The organism is Micromonospora sp. NPDC048905, assembly GCF_040649655.1.
Lineage (GTDB): Bacteria > Actinomycetota > Actinomycetes > Mycobacteriales > Micromonosporaceae > Micromonospora.
The window spans coordinates 305570-323589 of record NZ_JBEZFV010000001.1 but is presented as its reverse complement, the minus strand read 5'-3'; the positions used below and the strand labels follow the sequence as shown (position 1 = coordinate 323589).

Genomic DNA, 18020 nt, shown 5'->3' with positions numbered 1-18020 from the left:
TCGGGTTGATCGACTCGTGTTCCTTGAAGTCGCGGTATCCGAGGTGCGATGACAGCCCGACTTCAAGAAGTCCGAGTGGATCAAGCAGTTCGGGGGCGATGCCGCCGGGAGGACAAACGCCAAACCGCCGTACCCCCTGGGAGAGCGGGATACGGCGGTCGGTGCGGCGGACGGTCAGGAACCGGGGGTGTTGCCGGCGCCCTTGGCGGTGGCCGCGAGGTAGTCGCGGTTGAGGCGGCCGATGGTGTTCAGCGGGATGCCCTTCGGGCAGGCCGGGGTGCACTCGCCGGCGTTGGTGCAGCCGCCGAAGCCGGCCTCGTCGTGCGCGTCGACCATGCCGATGACCCGGGTGTAGCGCTCCGGCTGGCCCTGCGGCAGCAGCGAGAGCTGGGTGAGCTTGGCGGCGGTGAAGAGCATGCCGGAGCCGTTCGGGCAGGCCGCCACGCACGCGCCGCAGCCGATGCAGGCCGCCGACTCGAAGGCGGCGTCCGCGTTGGCCTTGGCGACCGGGGTGGAGTGCGCCTCGGGCGCGCTGCCGGTCGGGGCGGTGATGTAACCGCCGGCGGCGATGATCTTGTCGAAGGCGCCCCGGTTGACCACCAGGTCCTTGATCACCGGGAAGGCGCTGGCCCGCCACGGCTCGATGTCGATCGTCTCGCCGTCGGTGAACTGTCGCATGTGCAGCTGGCAGGCGGTCGTGCCGCGCTGCGGCCCGTGCGCGTCACCGTTGATCATCAGGCCGCACATGCCGCAGATGCCCTCGCGGCAGTCGTGGTCGAAGGCGACCGGGTCCTCGCCGGCGAGGATGAGCCGATCGTTGAGCACGTCGAGCATCTCCAGGAACGACATGTCCGGGGACACGTCGTCGACCGGGTAGGTCACCATCCGACCCTTGTCCTCAGGGCCCTTCTGGCGCCAGATGCGCAGGGTCAGGTTCACTTGTAGCTCCGCTGCGTGGGGTGGACGTATTCGAACTTCAGGTCTTCCTTGTGCAGCACGGAGGGCTCACCGGTGGCGGTGAACTCCCAGGCCGCCACGTACGCGAACCGGTCGTCGTCGCGCTGCGCCTCACCGTCGGGGGTCTGGTGCTCGGCCCGGAAGTGGCCGCCGCAGGACTCCTCGCGGTGCAGGGCGTCGATGCACATCAGCTCGGCCAGTTCGAAGAAGTCGGCGACGCGGCCGGCCTTCTCCAGCGACTGGTTGAGTTCCTCGCCGGTGCCGGACACCTTGACGCGCTGCCAGAACTGCTCGCGCAGGGCACGGATCTCGTCGATCGCCTTGCGCAGACCGGCCTCGCTGCGCTCCATGCCGCAGTGTTCCCACATGATCTGGCCCAGCTCCCGGTGGAACGAGTCCACGGTCCGGTCGCCGTCGACCGCGAGCAGCCGCTGGACGCGGTTCTCGACCTCGGTACGCGCCTCGACGGCCGCCGGGTGGCTGGCGTCGACCTTCTCCAGGCCGCCCGACGCCAGGTAGTTGGCGATCGTGGTGGGCAGCACGAAGTAGCCGTCGGCGAGGCCCTGCATCAGCGCCGAGGCGCCGAGTCGGTTCGCGCCGTGGTCGGAGAAGTTCGCCTCGCCGATCACGAACAGGCCGGGGATGTTCGACTGGAGGTCGTAGTCGACCCACAGGCCGCCCATCGTGTAGTGCACGGCGGGGTAGATGCGCATCGGCACCTCGTACGGGTCCTCGCCGGTGATCCGCTCGTACATCTCGAAGAGGTTGCCGTACTTGGCCTCGATGGCCTTGCGGCCCAGCCGGCCGATGGCGTCGGCGAAGTCGAGGTAGACGCCGAGCTTCGTCGGGCCGACACCCCGGCCCTCGTCGCAGACGTTCTTGGCGGCGCGGGAGGCGATGTCGCGGGGGACCAGGTTGCCGAAGGAGGGGTAGATCCGCTCCAGGTAGTAGTCCCGCTCGTCCTCCGGGATGTCCTTCGGGCTGCGGTCGTCACCCTTGGTCTTCGGCACCCAGACCCGGCCGTCGTTGCGCAGCGACTCGCTCATCAGGGTCAGCTTCGACTGGTGGTCGCCGGAGACCGGGATGCAGGTCGGGTGGATCTGCGTGTAGCAGGGGTTGGCGAAGTACGCGCCCTTGCGGTGCGCGCGCCAGGTGGCGGTGACGTTGCAGCCCTTGGCGTTGGTGGAGAGGTAGAAGACGTTGCCGTACCCGCCGGAGGCGAGCACCACGGCGTCGGCCATCTCGGTGCTGATCTCGCCGGTGACCAGGTCCCGGACCACGATGCCGCGGGCCTTGCCGTCGACGAGGACCAGTTCCAGCATCTCGTGCCGGGCGTTCATCTCGACGTTGCCGAGGCCGATCTGCCGCTCCAGGGCCTGGTACGCGCCGAGCAGGAGCTGCTGGCCCGTCTGGCCCCGGGCGTAGAAGGTGCGCTGCACCTGGGCGCCACCGAAGGAGCGGGTGTCGAGCAGACCGCCGTACTCGCGGGCGAACGGCACCCCCTGGGCGACGCACTGGTCGATGATGTTGACCGACACCTCGGCGAGCCGGTGCACGTTCGACTCGCGGGAGCGGAAGTCGCCGCCCTTGACGGTGTCGTAGAACAGCCGGTGCACGGAGTCGCCGTCGTTGCGGTAGTTCTTCGCCGCGTTGATGCCGCCCTGTGCCGCGATGGAGTGCGCCCGGCGCGGGCTGTCCTGGTAGCAGTAGGACTTGACGTGGTAGCCCTGCTCGGCCAGGGTCGCGGCGGCGGAGCCGCCGGCCAGGCCGGTGCCGACCACGATCACGGTCATCTTGCGGCGGTTGGCGGGGTTGACCAGCTTGGCCTCGAAGCGCCGGGTCTCCCAACGCTTCTCGACCGGGCCGGCGGGAGCCCTGGTGTCGGCGATCGGGTCGCCCTCGGTGAAGAGTTCCATGTCAGGACACCAATCCGGTGAGTACGGCGAACGGGACCACCAGGTATCCGGCGCAGAGCAGCACGGCGAAGACCAGCGCGGCGGTACGCGCCCGGCGCTCGCCGCGCGGTGTCTGCTGGCCGAGGCTGCGGAACGCGCTGAACGCGCCGTGGCGCAGGTGGAAGCCGACCGCGAGGATGGCGAGGGTGTAGAAGAGCGTGACGTACCAGCGCTCGGGCGCGAAGTCGGCGACGACGTTGCCGTACGGCTTGCTGGCGTCGCCGACCGGGTTCAGCGTGCCGGTGGTCAGGTCCAGCAGGTGGTAGATCACGAAGAGCAGGATGATCACGCCACCCCAGCGCATGGTGCGGGCGGCGTAGCTGCCGTTGACCTTCTTGCGGTGGGCGTACCTGACCGGGCGGGCCGCGCGGGCGCGCCGGGCCAGCACGGTGGCGGCCACGATGTGGGCGACGACCGCCACCACCAGCACGGTGCGCAGGATCCACAGGAACCAGACGCCGGGCAGCAACGGCTTGCCGATGTCGCGCAGCCAGTGCGCGTAGTGGTCGAACGAGGTCTCCCCCGTGAACACCTTCAGGTTTCCGAACATGTGCGCGATGAGGAACAGCGCCAGCAGGATGCCCGTCACCGCCATGACGGCCTTGAGGCCGACGTTCGAGCGGATGGGCGACCGAGTTTTCGTGATTACCACAGGACCGACGCTAGGAGCACTTCGATCAGTCGTCCAATGCATCAAACTCGCAGTGTTGATAGCCGTAGGCTATGTAGATGCAGCTCCATCAGCTCCGGTACTTCGTCGCGGTGGCCGAAGTACGACATTTCACCCAAGCCGCCGATCTCGTGGGCATCACTCAGCCTTCTCTCAGTAAGCAAATTCACGCTCTGGAGGCCGACCTCGGGGCACCGTTGTTCGAGCGGGTAAGGGGCAACATCGCCCTCACCGCGGCGGGCGAGGTGCTGCTGCCACTGGCCACCCGGATCCTCGCCGACGTGGAGACCGCCACCCGGGAGGTGCAGGAGCTGGTCGGGCTGCGCCGCGGCCGCGTCCGGCTCGGGGCCACCCCGAGTCTGGCCACCTCACTCGCCCCGCCGGTGCTGCGCCGGTTCCGCGACGCCCACCCCACCATCGACCTGCGCGTCGAGGAGAGTGGCTCCCAGGACCTCGTCCGCGACCTGCTGCGCGGCGACCTCGACCTGGCGCTGATCATCATGCCGGCCCAGGGCGCCGACCCGGGCCTGCGCGTCGACCCGATCCTGCGGGAGAGCCTGGTGGTGGCCTCGGTGGGGGAGGTGCCGACCGCCTCGGTGACCGGCGACCTGCACATCACCGACCTGCGCGACCAGCCGATGGTGATGTTCCGGGAGGGGTACGACCTGCGCGACGCCACCATCCAGGCGTGCCGCGACGCGGGCTTCGAACCGACCTTCGCGGTGGACGGCGGGGAGATGGACGCGGTGCTGAGCTTCGTCGAGGCGGGACTCGGCATCGCGTTGGTGCCGGGCATCGTGCTGGCGCGTCGCCCGGCCGTGCGGGCCACTCCGCTGGCCCCGCCCGGGGTGCGGCGGACGATCGCGGTCGCCCGGCGTCGCGACGTCGTGCCGACCCACGCCGGCCGGGAGCTCCGGCGGATCCTGCTCGACTACATCCAGTCGGCGATCGACGGTGACGACCTCCCGCCGGGCGTGGATCCGCTCTGATCGGGTCCGGTAATCGACCCGATGGGTTAAATAATGCTTAAGGCGTAGATATCAGCGATGGTGCCGACACTGGTCCCCTAAGGTGGTTCCTTGCGGGCAAAAGCCCCATTCGTCTCAGCGCGCCGACGGCCTTTCTCGCCGGCAGGGAGGCCATCCATGAGGATCCTGGTTACCGGCGGTGCTGGCTTCATCGGATCGCACTTCGCGCGGAGTCTGCTCGGCGGGCGCTACACCGGGTTCGAGCACTGCGACGTGACCGTCCTCGACAAGCTGACCTACGCCAGTGACCGGGCCAACCTGCCGGCCGCGCACCCCCGCCTGACGTTCGTCCGCGGGGACATCTGCGACCGCCAGTTGCTCGCCGACGTGGTGCCGGGGCATGACGCCGTGGTGCACTTCGCCGCCGAATCCCACGTCGACCGATCCATCGACGACCCGGCGCCGTTCTTCGAGACCAACGTGATGGGTTCGCACCACCTGCTTGCCGCGTGCGCACGCGGAGGCGTCGGCCGGGTCGTGCACGTCTCCACCGACGAGGTGTACGGCTCGATCAGCGCCGGTTCCTGGAACGAGACCTGCGTGCTGGAGCCCAACTCCCCGTACGCGGCGTCGAAGGCCGCGAGCGACTGCGTGGTCCGGTCCTACTGGCGCACCTACGACGTGGACGTGTCGATCACCCGCTGCGCCAACAACTACGGCCCGTACCAGCACGTGGAGAAGGTCATCCCGCGATTCGTCACCAGCCTGCTCACCGGTCAGGACATCACCCTGCACGGCGACGGCAGCGCGGTGCGCGAGTGGCTGCACGTGGACGACCACTGCCGGGCCATCGCGCTGGTGCTGGCCAAGGGCCGGGCCGGCGAGGTCTACAACATCGGTGGCGACCTCGAACTCACCAACCGTGCCCTCGCCGAGCGGATCCTGCGGCTGGCCGGCGCCGGCTGGGAACGGGTCCGGCACGTACCCGACCGCAAGGTGCAGGACCAGCGCTACTCGCTGGACTACCGCAAGATCACCGACGAGCTCGGCTTCGAGCCGCAGATCCGGTTCGAGGATGGGCTGAGCGAGGTCTTCCACTGGTACCGGGAGAACCGGGCCTGGTGGTCGGCCGCCGCCGCACCCCCGCGTGGCACGGCGCTGACCAGCACCGTGCGGACCGCCGCGGGCGCCCGCGGGCTCTCCATCCAGGCGCGCTGACCGCAGCGGCCGCCGGTGTCAGCGGCCCTCGGCGTCGTCCATCGCGCGGTAGATCCGCTGTTCCGAGACGGGGTACGGGGTACCCAGCGCCTGGGCGAAGACGTTCACCCGCAACTCCTCGATCATCCAGCGGATCTGCCGCACGGCGGTCGCCTGTCGGCGGGCCGGCGGCAGCGCGGCGAGCAGGTCGTCGTACTCCTTCTGCACCACCGCGACGCGGTCCTGCTGCTGGCGGTCGCGCTGCGGGTTGCCGCCGAGGCGGTCCAGTCGACGCTCGATGGCGGTGAGGTAGCGCAACAGGTCGGGCAGCCGGGCGTATCCGGCCTCGGTGATGAACCCGGCGTGCACCAGACCGGCGAGCTGCTTGCGGATGTCGGCGAGCGCGGCCACCACGGCGAGGTTGCGGGTCGCGCCGAGCCGCTGTTCCACGGCGTACGCGGCGGCGAGCACCCGGCGGGCCCGGTCCATCACCTCGACCACGGTGTCGACCAGGTCGGCCCGGACCTTCTCGCGCAGCGCCGCGAACCCCTCGGCGTCCCAGGCCGGTCCGCCGGCGTCGCCGATCAGCCGGTCGATCGCCGCGCCGGCCGCGTCCTCGATCAGCTCCTGCACGCCGCCGTGCGGGTTGCGACTGAGCGCCAGCTTCGCCTCGTTGCTGAGCCGACCCTGTAGGAACCGGGCCGGGGAGGGCACGGTGAGCCGCAGCAGCCGGCGGGTGCCGGCCCAGTGGGCCGCCTCCGCCTCGGCGGGGGAGTCGAACACCTTCACCCCGACCGTGGCGCCCTCGTCGACGAGCGCCGGGTACGCGGTCACCGCGTATCCGGCGCGCACCTGCTCGATGGTCCTCGGCAGGGCGCCCAGGCTCCACTCCCGCAGCCCGGTACGGGCGATCTCCGGCGCGGCGGCCGCCACCACCTGGCGTACCTCCTGGCGGAGTTGACGTTGCAGGGCCGGCAGGTCCTTGCCCTCGGCGACCGGTTTGTCGTCGTCGCCGAGCACCCGGAAGGTCACCCGGAGGTGGGCGGGGAGCCTGTCCGGCTCCCAGGCGTCGCGGGGCACGGTGACCCCGGTCATCCGGCGCAGCTCACGGGTGAGCGCGTCCAGCAGCGACGTCTCGCCGGGGGTGATCGCCGCCAGGGCGGCGCGGGCGTAGTCCGGCACCGGAACGAAGTTGCGGCGGATCGCCTTGGGCAGCGATCGGATCAGCGCGATCACCGTCTCCTCGCGCAGCCCCGGCACCTGCCAGTCGAAGCTCTCCGCCGGCACCTGGTTGAGCAGGGGAAGCGGGATGTCCACGGTGACGCCGTCGTCCGGCGTGCCCGGCTCGAACCGGTACGTCAGCGGCAGGCGCACCCCGTCGGCCTGCCACTCGTCCGGGTAGTCGTCCTCGTCCACCCCCGGCCGGCCGTCGTTGACCAGCACGTCGCGGGTGAAGGTGAGCAGGTCGGGCTGCTCCCGGCGGGTCTTCTTCCACCAGCTGTCGAAGTGCCGGCCGGAGGACACGTCGGCGGGGATCCGCTGGTCGTAGAAGCCGAAGATGGTCTCGTCGTCGACCAGGATGTCCCGGCGTCTCGCCCGGCTCTCCAACTCCTCGATCTCGGCGAGCAGCCGCTTGTTGTCCGCCCAGAACTGGTGGTGGGTCTGCCAGTCGCCCTCGACGAGGGCGTGCCTGATGAACAGCTCGCGGCTCAGCACCGGGTCGATCCGACCGAAGTTGACCTTGCGGGAGGTGACGAGCGGGACTCCGTACAGGGTGACCTTCTCGTAGGCCATCACCGCGGCCTGCTTCTTCTCCCAGTGCGGCTCGCTGTAGCTGCGCTTGACCAGGTGCTGCGCCAGCGGCTCGACCCACTCCGGCTCGACCCGGCCGGCGATGCGGCCCCACAGCCGGGAGGTCTCCACCAGCTCGGCGGCCATCACCCACCGTGGCGGCTTCTTGAACAGCGCCGATCCGGGGAAGATCCCGAACTTCGCGCCCCGCGCCCCCAGGTACTCGTGTTTCTGGGCGTCCTTGAGCCCGACGTGGGACAGCAGGCCGGGAAGCAGCGACTGGTGCACCTTCGGGGTGTCGATCTCCTCCGGCAGGTCCGCGCCGCCGCGCCGGCTCTCCCCCCGGCCGGCGTCCGCGCCGTCGGCGGTGTCGCGCGCCGGTCGCCCGCCGCGCCGATCACCCTCCTGCGGCGGGGTACGCAACACCTGACGCAACTGGCCGACGATGTCCTGCCACTCGCGGATCCGCAGGTAGTTGAGGTATTCCGCCTTGCACATCCGGCGGAACGCGCTGGAGGACAGCTCCCGCTGCTGCTCCCGCAGGTAACGCCACAGGTTGAGGTAGGCGACGAAGTCCGACTCCTTGTCGGCGAACCGGGCGTGCGCCTGGTCGGCCTGGGCCTGCTTCTCCGCCGGCCGCTCGCGCGGGTCCTGGATGGAGAGCGCGGCGGCGATCACCAGCACCTCGGTGGCGCAGCCGTTGCGTTCGCCCTCGACCACCATCCGGGCCAGCCGCGGGTCGACGGGCAACTGGGCCAGGCGACGGCCCAGCGCGGTGAGCCGCTTCGCCGGGTCGGCCTCGGTCGGGTCCAACGCGCCCAGCTCGTGCAGCAGGTTGACGCCGTCGGTGATGTTGCGCTTGTCCGGCGGGTCGATGAACGGGAACGCGGCCAGGTCGCCGAGCCCGATCGCGGTCATCTGGAGGATGACCGACGCCAGGTTGGTGCGCAGGATCTCCGGGTCGGTGAACTCGGGCCGGGAGAGGAAGTCCTGCTCGTCGTAGAGGCGGATGCAGATGCCGTCCGAGGTACGCCCACAGCGACCCTTGCGCTGGTTGGCCGACGCCTGGGACACCGGCTCGATCGGCAGCCGCTGCACCTTGAGCCGGCTGGAGTAGCGGGAGATCCGGGCGGTGCCCGGGTCCACCACGTACTTGATGCCGGGCACGGTCAGCGAGGTCTCCGCGACGTTCGTGGCGAGCACCACCCGACGCGAGGTGTGCGCGGCGAAGACGCGGTGCTGCTCGGCGCTGGAGAGCCGCGCGTACAGCGGCAGGATCTCGGTGCCGAGCAGGGAGCGCTTGGTCTGCACCAGTTTGGCGAGCGCGTCCGCGGTGTCCCGGATCTCGCGTTCGCCGCTGAGGAAGACCAGGATGTCGCCGGGACCCTCGCCGGCCAGTTCCTCGACGGCGTCGCCGATGGCCTGGATCTGGTCGCGGACGTTCTCCTCGTCGCCGTCGCCGTCCTCCTCGCCCTCGGCCAGTTCGAGCAGCGGCCGGTAGCGCACCTCCACCGGGTAGGTGCGCCCGGAGACCTCGACCACCGGTGCGGGCACGCCCTCCGGTTCGTCGGCCGTCGGTGGCCCGGCGAAGTGCCGGGCGAACCGGTCGGTCTCGATGGTCGCCGAGGTGATGATCACCTTGAGGTCGGGTCGGCGGGGCAGCAGCTCCCGCAGGTACCCGAGGATGAAGTCGATGTTGAGGCTGCGCTCGTGCGCCTCGTCGATGATCAATGTGTCGTACTGGCGCAGCATCCGGTCGGTCTGCAACTCGGCCAGCAGGATGCCGTCGGTCATCAGCTTGACCAGGCTGCGCTCGCTGACCTGGTCGCTGAAGCGCACCTTGTAGCCGACCACGTCACCCAGCTCGGTGCCCAGTTCCTCGGCGATCCGGTCGGCCACCGTCCGGGCCGCCAACCGCCGGGGCTGGGTGTGCCCGATCAGGCCGTGCACCCCGCGCCCCAACTCCAGGCAGATCTTGGGCAACTGGGTGGTCTTGCCGGAGCCGGTCTCACCCGCGACGATCACCACCTGGTGGTCGCGGATGGCGGCGGCGATGTCGTCCTTGCGCTCACTGACCGGCAACCCCGCCGGGTACGTGATCACCGGCACCGCGGCCTGGCGGGTGGCGAGCCGCTGTTCGGCCCGGACCAGGTCGGCGGTGATCTCGGCGAGCGCCGCCTCCCGGCGCTGCGGGTCGCGCAGCTTGCGGGCACCGTCCAGCCGCCGCTGGAGCCGGCGCTGGTCGCGGAACATCAGAGGGAGCAGGCGGCGGTGCAGCTCGCGAACCGGGTCGGTCGCGACGGAGGCGATTGGATTCTGCATGTCGTGCCCAAGGATAGGCAGCCCGACGGCGTACCGCCCCTGGGTTACCGCGCGGCCGGTCCGTCGACGTCCGGGGGTGGCACCTAGAGTGGGCGCTCGACGTCGAGCGCTGGGGGCCGAGATGGAGCTGCGGGACACCGACCGCGCGTTGGTGCAGGCCGCCACCGCGGTCGCCAAGCTGCGCTGCCGCAGCCAGCACCACACCGTCGCGTCGGCCGCCCGGACCGCCGACGGGAGGGTCTTCACCGGCGTGAACGTCCAACACGCCACCGGTGGGTCCTGCGCCGAACTCGTGGTGATCGGCACGGCCGCCACGCAGGGAGTCACCGAGTTGGAGACAATCGTCACGGTCGCCGACCGGGGCCGCGCCGTCAGCGAGCCGTGCGGCGACTGCCGGCAGGTGCTGGCCGACTACTTTCCGGCGCTGCGCGTGATCACCGGAGAGCTGGACGCGCTGCGGGTGGTCGAGATCGGTTCGTTGGCCGGCTGAGTCAGTCGCCCGCCGCCGCCTCCAGCATCGACCGGGGGATCGGCACGCCCTCGAACCGCACGTTGCCCTCCGGCACCAGCCAGCTCGCCACCTGCGCGACCAGGCGTCCGGCCCGCACCGCCGGATCGTTGGCGTAGAGGTCACGCGCCTCGTCCGGGGCGATGGAGAGCACGACGAAACCCCGCAGCAGGTCATCGTCGGGGTGCAGGAACGGCCCGGTCGCGAGCACCAACCCCTGCTCGACCAGCCCCGCCTGGTGGGCCAGATGCGCGTCCTGCAACCGGTCGATCGCGTCCTGCGGCAACTCCGGCGGGTCCGCCGGTCGGAGGAGCAGGACGACCGTGTGCTGGTCGAATCGCATGCCCACACCCTAGGACGCGACTGGTGCGGTTTGTCCCTCTTATGGGTCTGATCCGCCTTCTGCCCATCCGGTGGCACTCCGCGAAACCCATTCTTCTTCTGTCCGGGTCGCGAACACGTGGAGGTGCGCCATGGTCACCAGACGACGGCTGTTCGCGGCTGGTGCCGCCGGCAGCGCCGCGCTGCTGGGTCCGGCGGGTTGGACGACGTCCGGCCGGGCGGCCACCGCGCTGGCGACGCTGGACGCCCGTGACATCCCGAAGTACGTCACACCGCTGCGGATCCCGCCGGCCATGCCAGCGGTGGCGACCGACCCGGAGCGCGACACGTACGAGATCGCGGTGCGACAGTTCCGCCAGCAGATCCTGCCGCCGTCGTGGCCGCGCACCACCGTGTGGGGTTACGGCTCCACCGCCCATCCCGACAGCTTCGGCTACCCCGCCCCGAGCATCGTGGCGCGGGTCGGCCGCCCGGTGCGGGTGACCTGGGTCAACCAGCTCGTCGACGGCCGGGGCGACTACCTGCCGCACCTGCTGCCGGTGGACCCCACCCTGCACTGGGCCAACCCGGCCGGTGGCGTCGAGGGCCGCGACCGACACGGGCACTCGGACGGCAGCCCGCAGGGATACCGCGGGCCGGTGCCGCAGGTGGTGCACCTGCACGGTGGGCACAGCACGCAGGAGAGCGACGGGCACTCCGAGGCGTGGTACCTGCCGGTGGCCCGCGACCTACCGCCCGACTTCGCCGTGGCCGGCGGCGCGTACCGCGAGTTCCGGTCCCGCTTCGCCGAACGCTCCGGCCTGCGCTGGGCGCCGGGTTCGGCCACCTTCGAGTACGCCAACGACCAGCGGCCCTGCACCCTCTGGTACCACGACCACACGCTTGGGCTCACCCGGGCGAACGTCTACGCCGGGCCGGCCGGGTTCTACCTGCTCGGCGGCGGTGGGGACGACCTGCCGGACGGGGTGCTGCCCGGCCCGGCGCCGGCCCGCGCCGACGCGCCGCACACCGCACACCACGACATCCCGCTGATGATCCAGGACCGCAGTTTCACCGCCGACGGCGAGCTGCGCTACCCGCGGCGATACTCCGGCGGCGGCGACGGGCCGCCGACCTGGGTGCCCGGGTTCTCCGCCTCCACCATGGTGGTCAACGGTCGTACCTGGCCCACGCTCACGGTGCGGCGCCGGCGTTACCGATTCCGGTTGCTGAACGCCTGCAACAGCCGCTTCCTGCTGCTCAGCGTGACCGCCAACGCCACCGCGCGGCCGGCCCGTCCAGTGCTCCCGGTCTGGCAGATCGGCAGCGACGGCGGCTTCCTGCCCGAGCCGGTGCCGCACGAGCGCGTGGCGCTCGGCCCCGCCCAGCGGGTCGACGCGATCGTCGACTTCACCGACGTGCCGGCCGGCACCGAGCTGTACCTCGTCAACGAGGGACCCGACGGGATGTACGGCGGCGGCCGGCCGGGTGTGGACTTCGCGCCGGCCGACCCGCGGACCACCGGGCAGGTGCTGCGCTTCGTGGTCACCGATACGGCCGAGGTGGACCCGAGCGTGCCGCCGGAGCAGCTGCGGCTGCCGGGGCAACCGCGGCTCGGAACGGCCCAACGGGTCCGCCGGCTGTCGCTCAACGAGCGGACGTCCGACGGCTCGATGACCATGCTCCTCGGCGTCCTCGACGAGCGTGGCCGTGGTCTGCCGCTGCGCTGGAGCGACCCGGTGACCGAACAGCCCACCCTCGGCACGACCGAGGTGTGGGAGGTGCGCAACTTCACCCGCCACGTGCACCCGGTCCACCTGCACCAGGTCCAGTTCGAGTTGCTGGGCCAGGGGCAGTCCGGCCGGGCGCGGCCCGGCCCGGGACACCGGGGGCGGATGGACACGGTGCTCGCGTACCCGTGGGAGGTGACCCGGATCAAGGCGCACTTCGACCTGCCGGGCCGCTATGCCTGGCACTGCCACCTCTTGGAGCACGAGGACAACGAGATGATGCGGCCGCTGACCGTACTGCCGCGCGGCGGCGCGGAGACCGGCGACGGTGGCGCGCCGGGCGTACCGGAGGAGCCCTCGACGGCATCGACCGACGCCGGTTAGGTCACTTTCCGCAGGTCGGCTAAGGTTAGGCGAACCTAAGCCCGATCGTGCAGGGAGATTCGTGACCGCGCTCGCCAGCCGGCCGACCCAGGTCCGCGGCCGGTCCGGCACCCGCACCGGCCGCCGGGTGGCCGTCACCGTCGGCTCCGCGCTGGTGCTGCTGCTCGCCGTGCTGGCCAGCTTCGCGCTCGGCAGTCGGGACCTCGGCGTCGACCAGGTCTGGCACGCTCTCGTCGCACCGGACGGCGGCGAGGCCAGCACCATCGTGCGCGAGTTGCGGATGCCGCGTACCGCGCTCGGCCTCACCGTCGGTCTCGCCCTCGCCGTGGCCGGCGTGTTGTTCCAGGCGCTCACCCGCAACCCGCTGGCCGAGCCGCGCATCCTCGGCATCAGCGCGGGCGCGTCGTTCGGTGTGGTGCTCGCCATCTCCGTCTTCGGCGTCAGCACGCTCGCCGGGTACGTCTGGTTCGGCATCGCCGGGGCGCTGATCGCCGGCCTGCTGGTCTTCGCCATCGCCACCCGCGCCCGCGAGGGCGCCAGCCCGGTCACCCTCGCGCTCGTCGGCGCGGCCCTCGACGCCAGCCTGGCCTCCGGGGTGTACGCGCTGCTCAGCATCGACGCCCGCACCTTCGAGGAGTACCGGTTCTGGGTGGTCGGCGGGCTGGCCGGCCGCGACCTCTCGGTCGCCGCGCAGGTGCTGCCCTTCGTCCTCGCCGGGCTGGTGCTTGCCGCCCTGGTGGCCCGAGGTCTGGACGCGCTGGCCCTCGGCGACGACGTGGCCCGCGGCCTCGGCCACCGCATCGGCCTGGTCCGCCTCGGCGGTGGTCTCGCCGCCGTGCTGCTGACCGGCGCGGCGGTGGCGGCAGCCGGACCGGTCGCCTTCGTCGGGTTGGCCGTGCCACACCTGGCCCGCGCCCTGGTCGGCGCGGACCACCGCTGGACCCTCGCCGTCTCCGCCCTGCTCGGCCCGGCGCTGCTGCTCGGCGCCGACGTCGTCGGCCGGCTCGTCGCCCCACCCGGCGAGATACCGGCCGGGATCGTCACCGCGCTGATCGGCGCGCCGCTGCTGGCCGTCCTGGTCCGCCGCGCCCGGGTGGTGACCGCGTGACCACCACCCAGCGCTCCGCGGGTTCGTCCGCCCCGGCCGGCCTGTCACCCACCAACGGCGACGCCCGGCTGGCCGGACGGTCGCTGCTGCGGCTCGGCCCGGTCAGCCTGGTCATCCGCCGTCGCGCGGTGCTGGGCGCCGCCGTGCTGACCGTGCTGCTGCTGCTGGCCGTCGTGCTCAGCCTCTCCCTGGGCACCCCGTACGTCGCCCCGGCCGACGTGTTGCGCGCCCTCTCCGGCGCCGGCACCCCGTACGACCTCGTGGTCTTTGATCTTCGGTTGCCGCGGGTCGTGCTGGCGGCGACGGCCGGCGCGGCCTTCGGCATCGCCGGCACCCTGATCCAGAGCGTGGCCCGCAACCCGCTCGCCAGCCCGGACGTCATCGGCATCACCCAGGGCGCCGGTCTTGCCGCGACGGTGGCCCTGACCAGCGGCATGGCGGCGGTGCTGGTGGCACCCACCGCGCTGGTGGGCGGGCTGCTCGCGGCGGTGCTGCTGTTCGCCCTGGGCGCCCGGCACGGGCTGGCCGCGCAGCGGTTCGTCCTCGCCGGCGTGGCGGTGGCGTTCGCCTTCCGGGCACTGACCGAGGTGGTCATGCTCACCGCCGACCCGATCGACGGGCTGCGCGCGCAGATCTGGCTGATCGGCACCCTGGCCGGCAAGGGCTGGACCGAGGCCGCCTGGATCGCCGGCACCCTGCTGGTGCTGCTGCCGGTGCTGGCCTGGGCCGGTTGGGCGCTGAACAGCACCGCCCTGGACGACGACACCGCCCGCGGCGTCGGGCTGCGCCCGGTGGCCCGCCGGATCGGCCTGGCCGGCGCCGGCGTCCTCGTCGCCGCGATGGTCACCGCCCAGGTCGGCGCCGTCGACTTCGTCGCGCTGGTCGCGCCCCAGGTGGCCCGTCGACTGGTCCGCGCCGAACGGCCACCGCTGGTCTGCGCCGCGCTGCTCGGCGCGCTGCTGCTGGTGCTGGCCGACCTGGCCGGCCGACGCCTGCTCGCACCCACCCAACTGCCCGCCGGTGTGCTGACCGCCGCGATCGGCGGCCCGTACCTGATCTTCCTGCTGCTGCGCGGACGGCGGCGGTCGTCGTGACGCCTCAAGGAGTCGTGTGATGCTCTCCACCCGCGACCTGGTCGCCGGCTACGACGAGCGGACCGTGCTCGACGGGCTCGACCTGGATCTGCCCACCGACGCGTTCACCGTGATCGTCGGCCCGAACGCGTGCGGCAAGTCCACCCTGTTGCGCACCATGGCCCGGCTGCTCAGCCCGCGCCGGGGCACGGTCCTGCTGGACGGCACCGCGATCCGCGAGCTGCCCACCCGGGAGGTGGCCCGCCGCCTCGGCGTCCTGCCGCAGAGCCCGCTGGTGCCCGAGGGCGTCACCGTGGCTGACCTGGTCGGGCGCGGCCGGCAGCCCTACCAGCGGTGGTGGCGGCAGTGGTCGCCGGAGGACGGCGCGGCCGTCGACCGGGCGATGACCCTGGCCGACGTGACCGACCTGGCCCACCGGCCGGTGGACAGCCTCTCCGGCGGGCAGCGGCAGCGGGTGTGGATCGCCATGACGCTCGCCCAGGACACCGACGCCCTGCTGCTGGACGAGCCGACCACCTTCCTCGACCTGGCCCACCAGGTGGAGGTGCTGGACCTCCTGCACCGGCTACGCGTCGAGCGGGGCCGCACCGTGGTCGCCGTGTTGCACGACCTGAACCAGGCCGCCCGCTACGCCGACCACCTGGTCGCGATGCGCGACGGTGCCGTGGTGGCCGCCGGACCGCCCCGGGAGATCCTCACCGCCGACCTGGTCCGCGACGTCTTCGGGCTGGCCTGCGTGGTCGTGCCCTGCCCGGTCACCGGCGCGCCGCTGGTGGTACCCGCGTACAGCGGCGGCAACTCCGCCTGACCCCCGCCCCACCGGCGACGCGGCCATCCCGCTCGTCGGCTCGTACCCCTCGAAAGGACTCTGATGCGTCGTCTCGTCGCCGCTCTCGCCGCGACCGTCGCCCTCGGCGTCGGTCTCACCGCCTGCGGTGAGAGCGACCCGGTCGCCGGCTCCACCACCGGGGACACCCGGGAGATCACCCACGCCATGGGCACCACAAAGGTCCCGGCCGAGCCCAAGCGTGTCGTCGTGCTCGACACTGACAAGATCGACACAGCGCTCTCGCTGGGCGTCACGCCCGTCGGCGCCGCCACGGCCGGTGAGGCCAAGAGCTGGCCGACCTACTTCGGCGCGGACAAGCTCGCCAGCATCAAGACGGTCGGGGTGCTCGCCGAGCCCGACCTGGAGGCGATCAACGCGCTCAAGCCCGACCTCATCCTCGGCAGCAAGTTCCGCCAGGAGAAGTTCTACGACGAACTGTCCGCCATCGCGCCGACCGTGTTCACCGACAAGGTGGGCATCACCTGGAAGGACAACTTCCTCCTCGACGGCCGGGCGCTCGGGCGTGAGCAGCAGGCCAAGGACCTGCTCGGCGCGTACGAGAAGCGGGCCAAGGACTTCGGCGCCACCCTCGGCGACGCCGCCGCCCGCAGGGTGTCGATCGTGCGGTTCCTGCCCGGCAACATCCGGGTGTACGGCCCGGACTCCTTCTCCGGCATCGTCCTGGGCGACACCGGGCTCGGGCGCCCCGAGCGGCAGTTGCTCGCCAACAAGGAGGACAAGCGCTTCGACCTGGTCAGCCCCGAGCGGGTCAACGAGGTCGACGGTGACGTCATCTTCGTGACCGCGTACGGCGACAAGGCCGCCGCCGAGCAGGCCAAGGTCGCGGGCGGGACCCTCTGGAAGGGCCTCAGCGCCGTCAAGGCCGGCAAGGCGTACTCCGTCTCCGACGAGGTCTGGATGACCGGCATCGGCGTCGGCGCCGCCAACAAGATCCTCGACGATCTGGCCAAGTACCTCCCCGCCGCCTGACAAGCCCCCCGGAGCCCCGCACCGCCCCGCCCCGCCCCGCGCATGATCGCGCTCGATCCAGGATGTAGTGGCTTCCCTGCGCAGGGAAGCCACTACATCCATGTTCGAGCACGATCATCGCGACCGGATGGCGCGGGATCGCGCTCGTAGGGCGGCCCTGACCTCGGCGAGGAATCCGTCGAAGTCGTCCCGGAGGCGTTTGGCGGTGACGTGCAGCACGATCCACTCGTTGCCGAGCAGTCGGTTCAGCCGTCGGCGGTCCCGCTGAAACTGCTCGGGATCGTCGTGCCAGAGCCCGTCATATTCCACCGCCACCTTGAACTCGGGCCAGGCCAGGTCGAGTCGGGCCACGAACCGACCCTGCTCGGCGACGACCCACTGCGTCTGAGGGCGGGGCAGGCCGGCGAGCACCAGCCGTACGCGGGTCCGCGACTCCTGGGGTGACTCCGCGCCGGCGTCCGCCAGATCGACGGCACGCAGCAGGGACCGCCAGCCGCGTCGACCGGCCCGGTTCAGGGCGTATTCGCGGAGGGCGGGCACATCGGTGAGCCGCCTGGCCAGCATGCCGTCGAGGAGTACCACCGCCTCGACCACGTCGAGCCATCGGGCGAGATCCCAGCAGGTGCGCTCCGGACTTGTCACCCTGAGTCCGGCCCTGTCCACCGCGTCGCCGGGGTCGAACTCCCCGCGGTGGATCCGGAGCCCGGCGGTCGGCCCGACCCGGGTCGCCCGGGGAATCAGCACGTCCACCGGCTCGCTCGCGGCGGGTGCCGGGCAGCCGTACAGGGCCGCAGCGGAGCGGCCCGCGATGGCCGCTCCTGGCGGAATCAGCCAACGATCGACGGCGGCGCACCTGATGCCGTGCGTGACCCGGACCCCGGCATCGGCGTAGATGTCTCGGAACAGTGGTCTCCAGGCGGAACTGCGTAAGTCGTTTCGGCTCAGCAGGCCGCGCGAGACGGCGATCGAGCCGCGGAAGACCCGACCACGCAACTGCGGCGGGCGTCGCGGAGCTTTCGGCATGCGCTCCAGGCTGGCCGATCAGCCGCCCGCCACGCTGCCCCTGTGGATAACCATGGATCGTGCGTCGGCGGCCGTACGCATGATCGTGCTCGAACAGGGAGGTAGTGGCCTCCCGGGTAGGCGAGGCCACTACATCCTGCATCGAGCGTGATCTTGCCGAGTTACCCGTGGGG

General features: G+C 71.6%; 14 protein-coding genes. 8 read left to right on the top strand and 6 right to left on the bottom strand.

Going from position 1 to position 18020, the window contains the following annotated elements; all coding sequences use genetic code 11:
* Positions 1-174 precede the first annotated feature (174 nt).
* Genes AB0C01_RS01520 through AB0C01_RS01510 form a run of 3 tightly spaced genes read right to left on the bottom strand, consistent with a single transcriptional unit; the run spans position 175 to position 3606 of the window.
* Complete coding sequence (locus AB0C01_RS01520) at positions 175-939, bottom strand: succinate dehydrogenase/fumarate reductase iron-sulfur subunit (RefSeq protein ID WP_357569933.1); 765 nt, start codon at positions 937-939, stop codon at positions 175-177.
* Positions 936-2873, bottom strand: coding sequence for a fumarate reductase/succinate dehydrogenase flavoprotein subunit (locus AB0C01_RS01515; protein WP_357569932.1), 1938 nt, complete (start codon positions 2871-2873; stop codon positions 936-938). Before AB0C01_RS01515 ends, AB0C01_RS01520 begins: the two co-directional genes overlap by 4 nt.
* Before the next feature lies 1 nt (position 2874).
* Positions 2875-3606 (bottom strand): succinate dehydrogenase cytochrome b subunit, encoded by a 732-nt coding sequence (locus AB0C01_RS01510; RefSeq protein ID WP_357569931.1) that lies wholly within the window; start codon positions 3604-3606, stop codon positions 2875-2877.
* A gap of 35 nt (positions 3607-3641) precedes the next feature.
* Here AB0C01_RS01510 and AB0C01_RS01505 point away from each other — a divergent pair, with 35 nt between their 5' ends.
* Positions 3642-4571, top strand: a complete 930-nt coding sequence (locus AB0C01_RS01505) for a LysR family transcriptional regulator (protein WP_357245640.1) — start codon at positions 3642-3644, stop codon at positions 4569-4571.
* A 156-nt stretch (positions 4572-4727) separates the two neighbouring features.
* Complete coding sequence (rfbB, locus tag AB0C01_RS01500; RefSeq protein WP_357569930.1) at positions 4728-5768, top strand: dTDP-glucose 4,6-dehydratase; 1041 nt, start codon at positions 4728-4730, stop codon at positions 5766-5768.
* 18 nt (positions 5769-5786) lie between these two features.
* Here rfbB and hrpA read toward each other — a convergent pair whose 3' ends face one another.
* Positions 5787-9860 (bottom strand): ATP-dependent RNA helicase HrpA, encoded by a 4074-nt coding sequence (gene hrpA, locus AB0C01_RS01495; protein ID WP_357569929.1) that lies wholly within the window; start codon positions 9858-9860, stop codon positions 5787-5789.
* An 88-nt stretch (positions 9861-9948) separates the two neighbouring features.
* On the opposite strand from hrpA, the gene AB0C01_RS01490 reads away from it, so the two are divergent.
* The gene (locus AB0C01_RS01490; RefSeq protein WP_357569928.1) at positions 9949-10350 is read left to right on the top strand and encodes a cytidine deaminase; all 402 of its coding nucleotides are present in this window, start codon (positions 9949-9951) and stop codon (positions 10348-10350) included.
* A 1-nt stretch (position 10351) separates the two neighbouring features.
* Here the strand turns inward: AB0C01_RS01490 and AB0C01_RS01485 are convergent, their stop codons facing one another.
* Positions 10352-10711 (bottom strand): YciI family protein, encoded by a 360-nt coding sequence (locus AB0C01_RS01485; protein WP_357569927.1) that lies wholly within the window; start codon positions 10709-10711, stop codon positions 10352-10354.
* A 130-nt stretch (positions 10712-10841) separates the two neighbouring features.
* Here AB0C01_RS01485 and AB0C01_RS01480 point away from each other — a divergent pair, with 130 nt between their 5' ends.
* From AB0C01_RS01480 to AB0C01_RS01460, 5 genes are all read left to right on the top strand, one after another.
* Complete coding sequence (locus AB0C01_RS01480) at positions 10842-12803, top strand: multicopper oxidase domain-containing protein (protein WP_357569926.1); 1962 nt, start codon at positions 10842-10844, stop codon at positions 12801-12803.
* A gap of 61 nt (positions 12804-12864) precedes the next feature.
* Complete coding sequence (locus AB0C01_RS01475; RefSeq protein ID WP_357245625.1) at positions 12865-13911, top strand: iron ABC transporter permease; 1047 nt, start codon at positions 12865-12867, stop codon at positions 13909-13911.
* Positions 13908-15005: an iron ABC transporter permease gene (locus AB0C01_RS01470; RefSeq protein ID WP_357569925.1), complete on the top strand. Its 1098-nt coding sequence runs from the start codon at positions 13908-13910 to the stop codon at positions 15003-15005. The genes AB0C01_RS01475 and AB0C01_RS01470 overlap by 4 nt, the downstream gene beginning before the upstream one ends.
* Positions 15006-15024: 19 nt before the next feature.
* Complete coding sequence (locus AB0C01_RS01465; protein ID WP_357569924.1) at positions 15025-15813, top strand: ABC transporter ATP-binding protein; 789 nt, start codon at positions 15025-15027, stop codon at positions 15811-15813.
* A 63-nt stretch (positions 15814-15876) separates the two neighbouring features.
* On the top strand, positions 15877-16824 hold the full coding sequence (locus tag AB0C01_RS01460; RefSeq protein ID WP_357569923.1) for an iron-siderophore ABC transporter substrate-binding protein: 948 nt from the start codon (positions 15877-15879) through the stop codon (positions 16822-16824).
* A 114-nt stretch (positions 16825-16938) separates the two neighbouring features.
* On the opposite strand, the gene AB0C01_RS01455 is transcribed toward AB0C01_RS01460, so the two are convergent.
* A complete protein-coding gene (locus tag AB0C01_RS01455) occupies positions 16939-17847 on the bottom strand; it encodes a hypothetical protein (RefSeq protein ID WP_357245614.1) in 909 nt (302 codons plus the stop codon).
* Positions 17848-18020 lie beyond the last annotated feature (173 nt).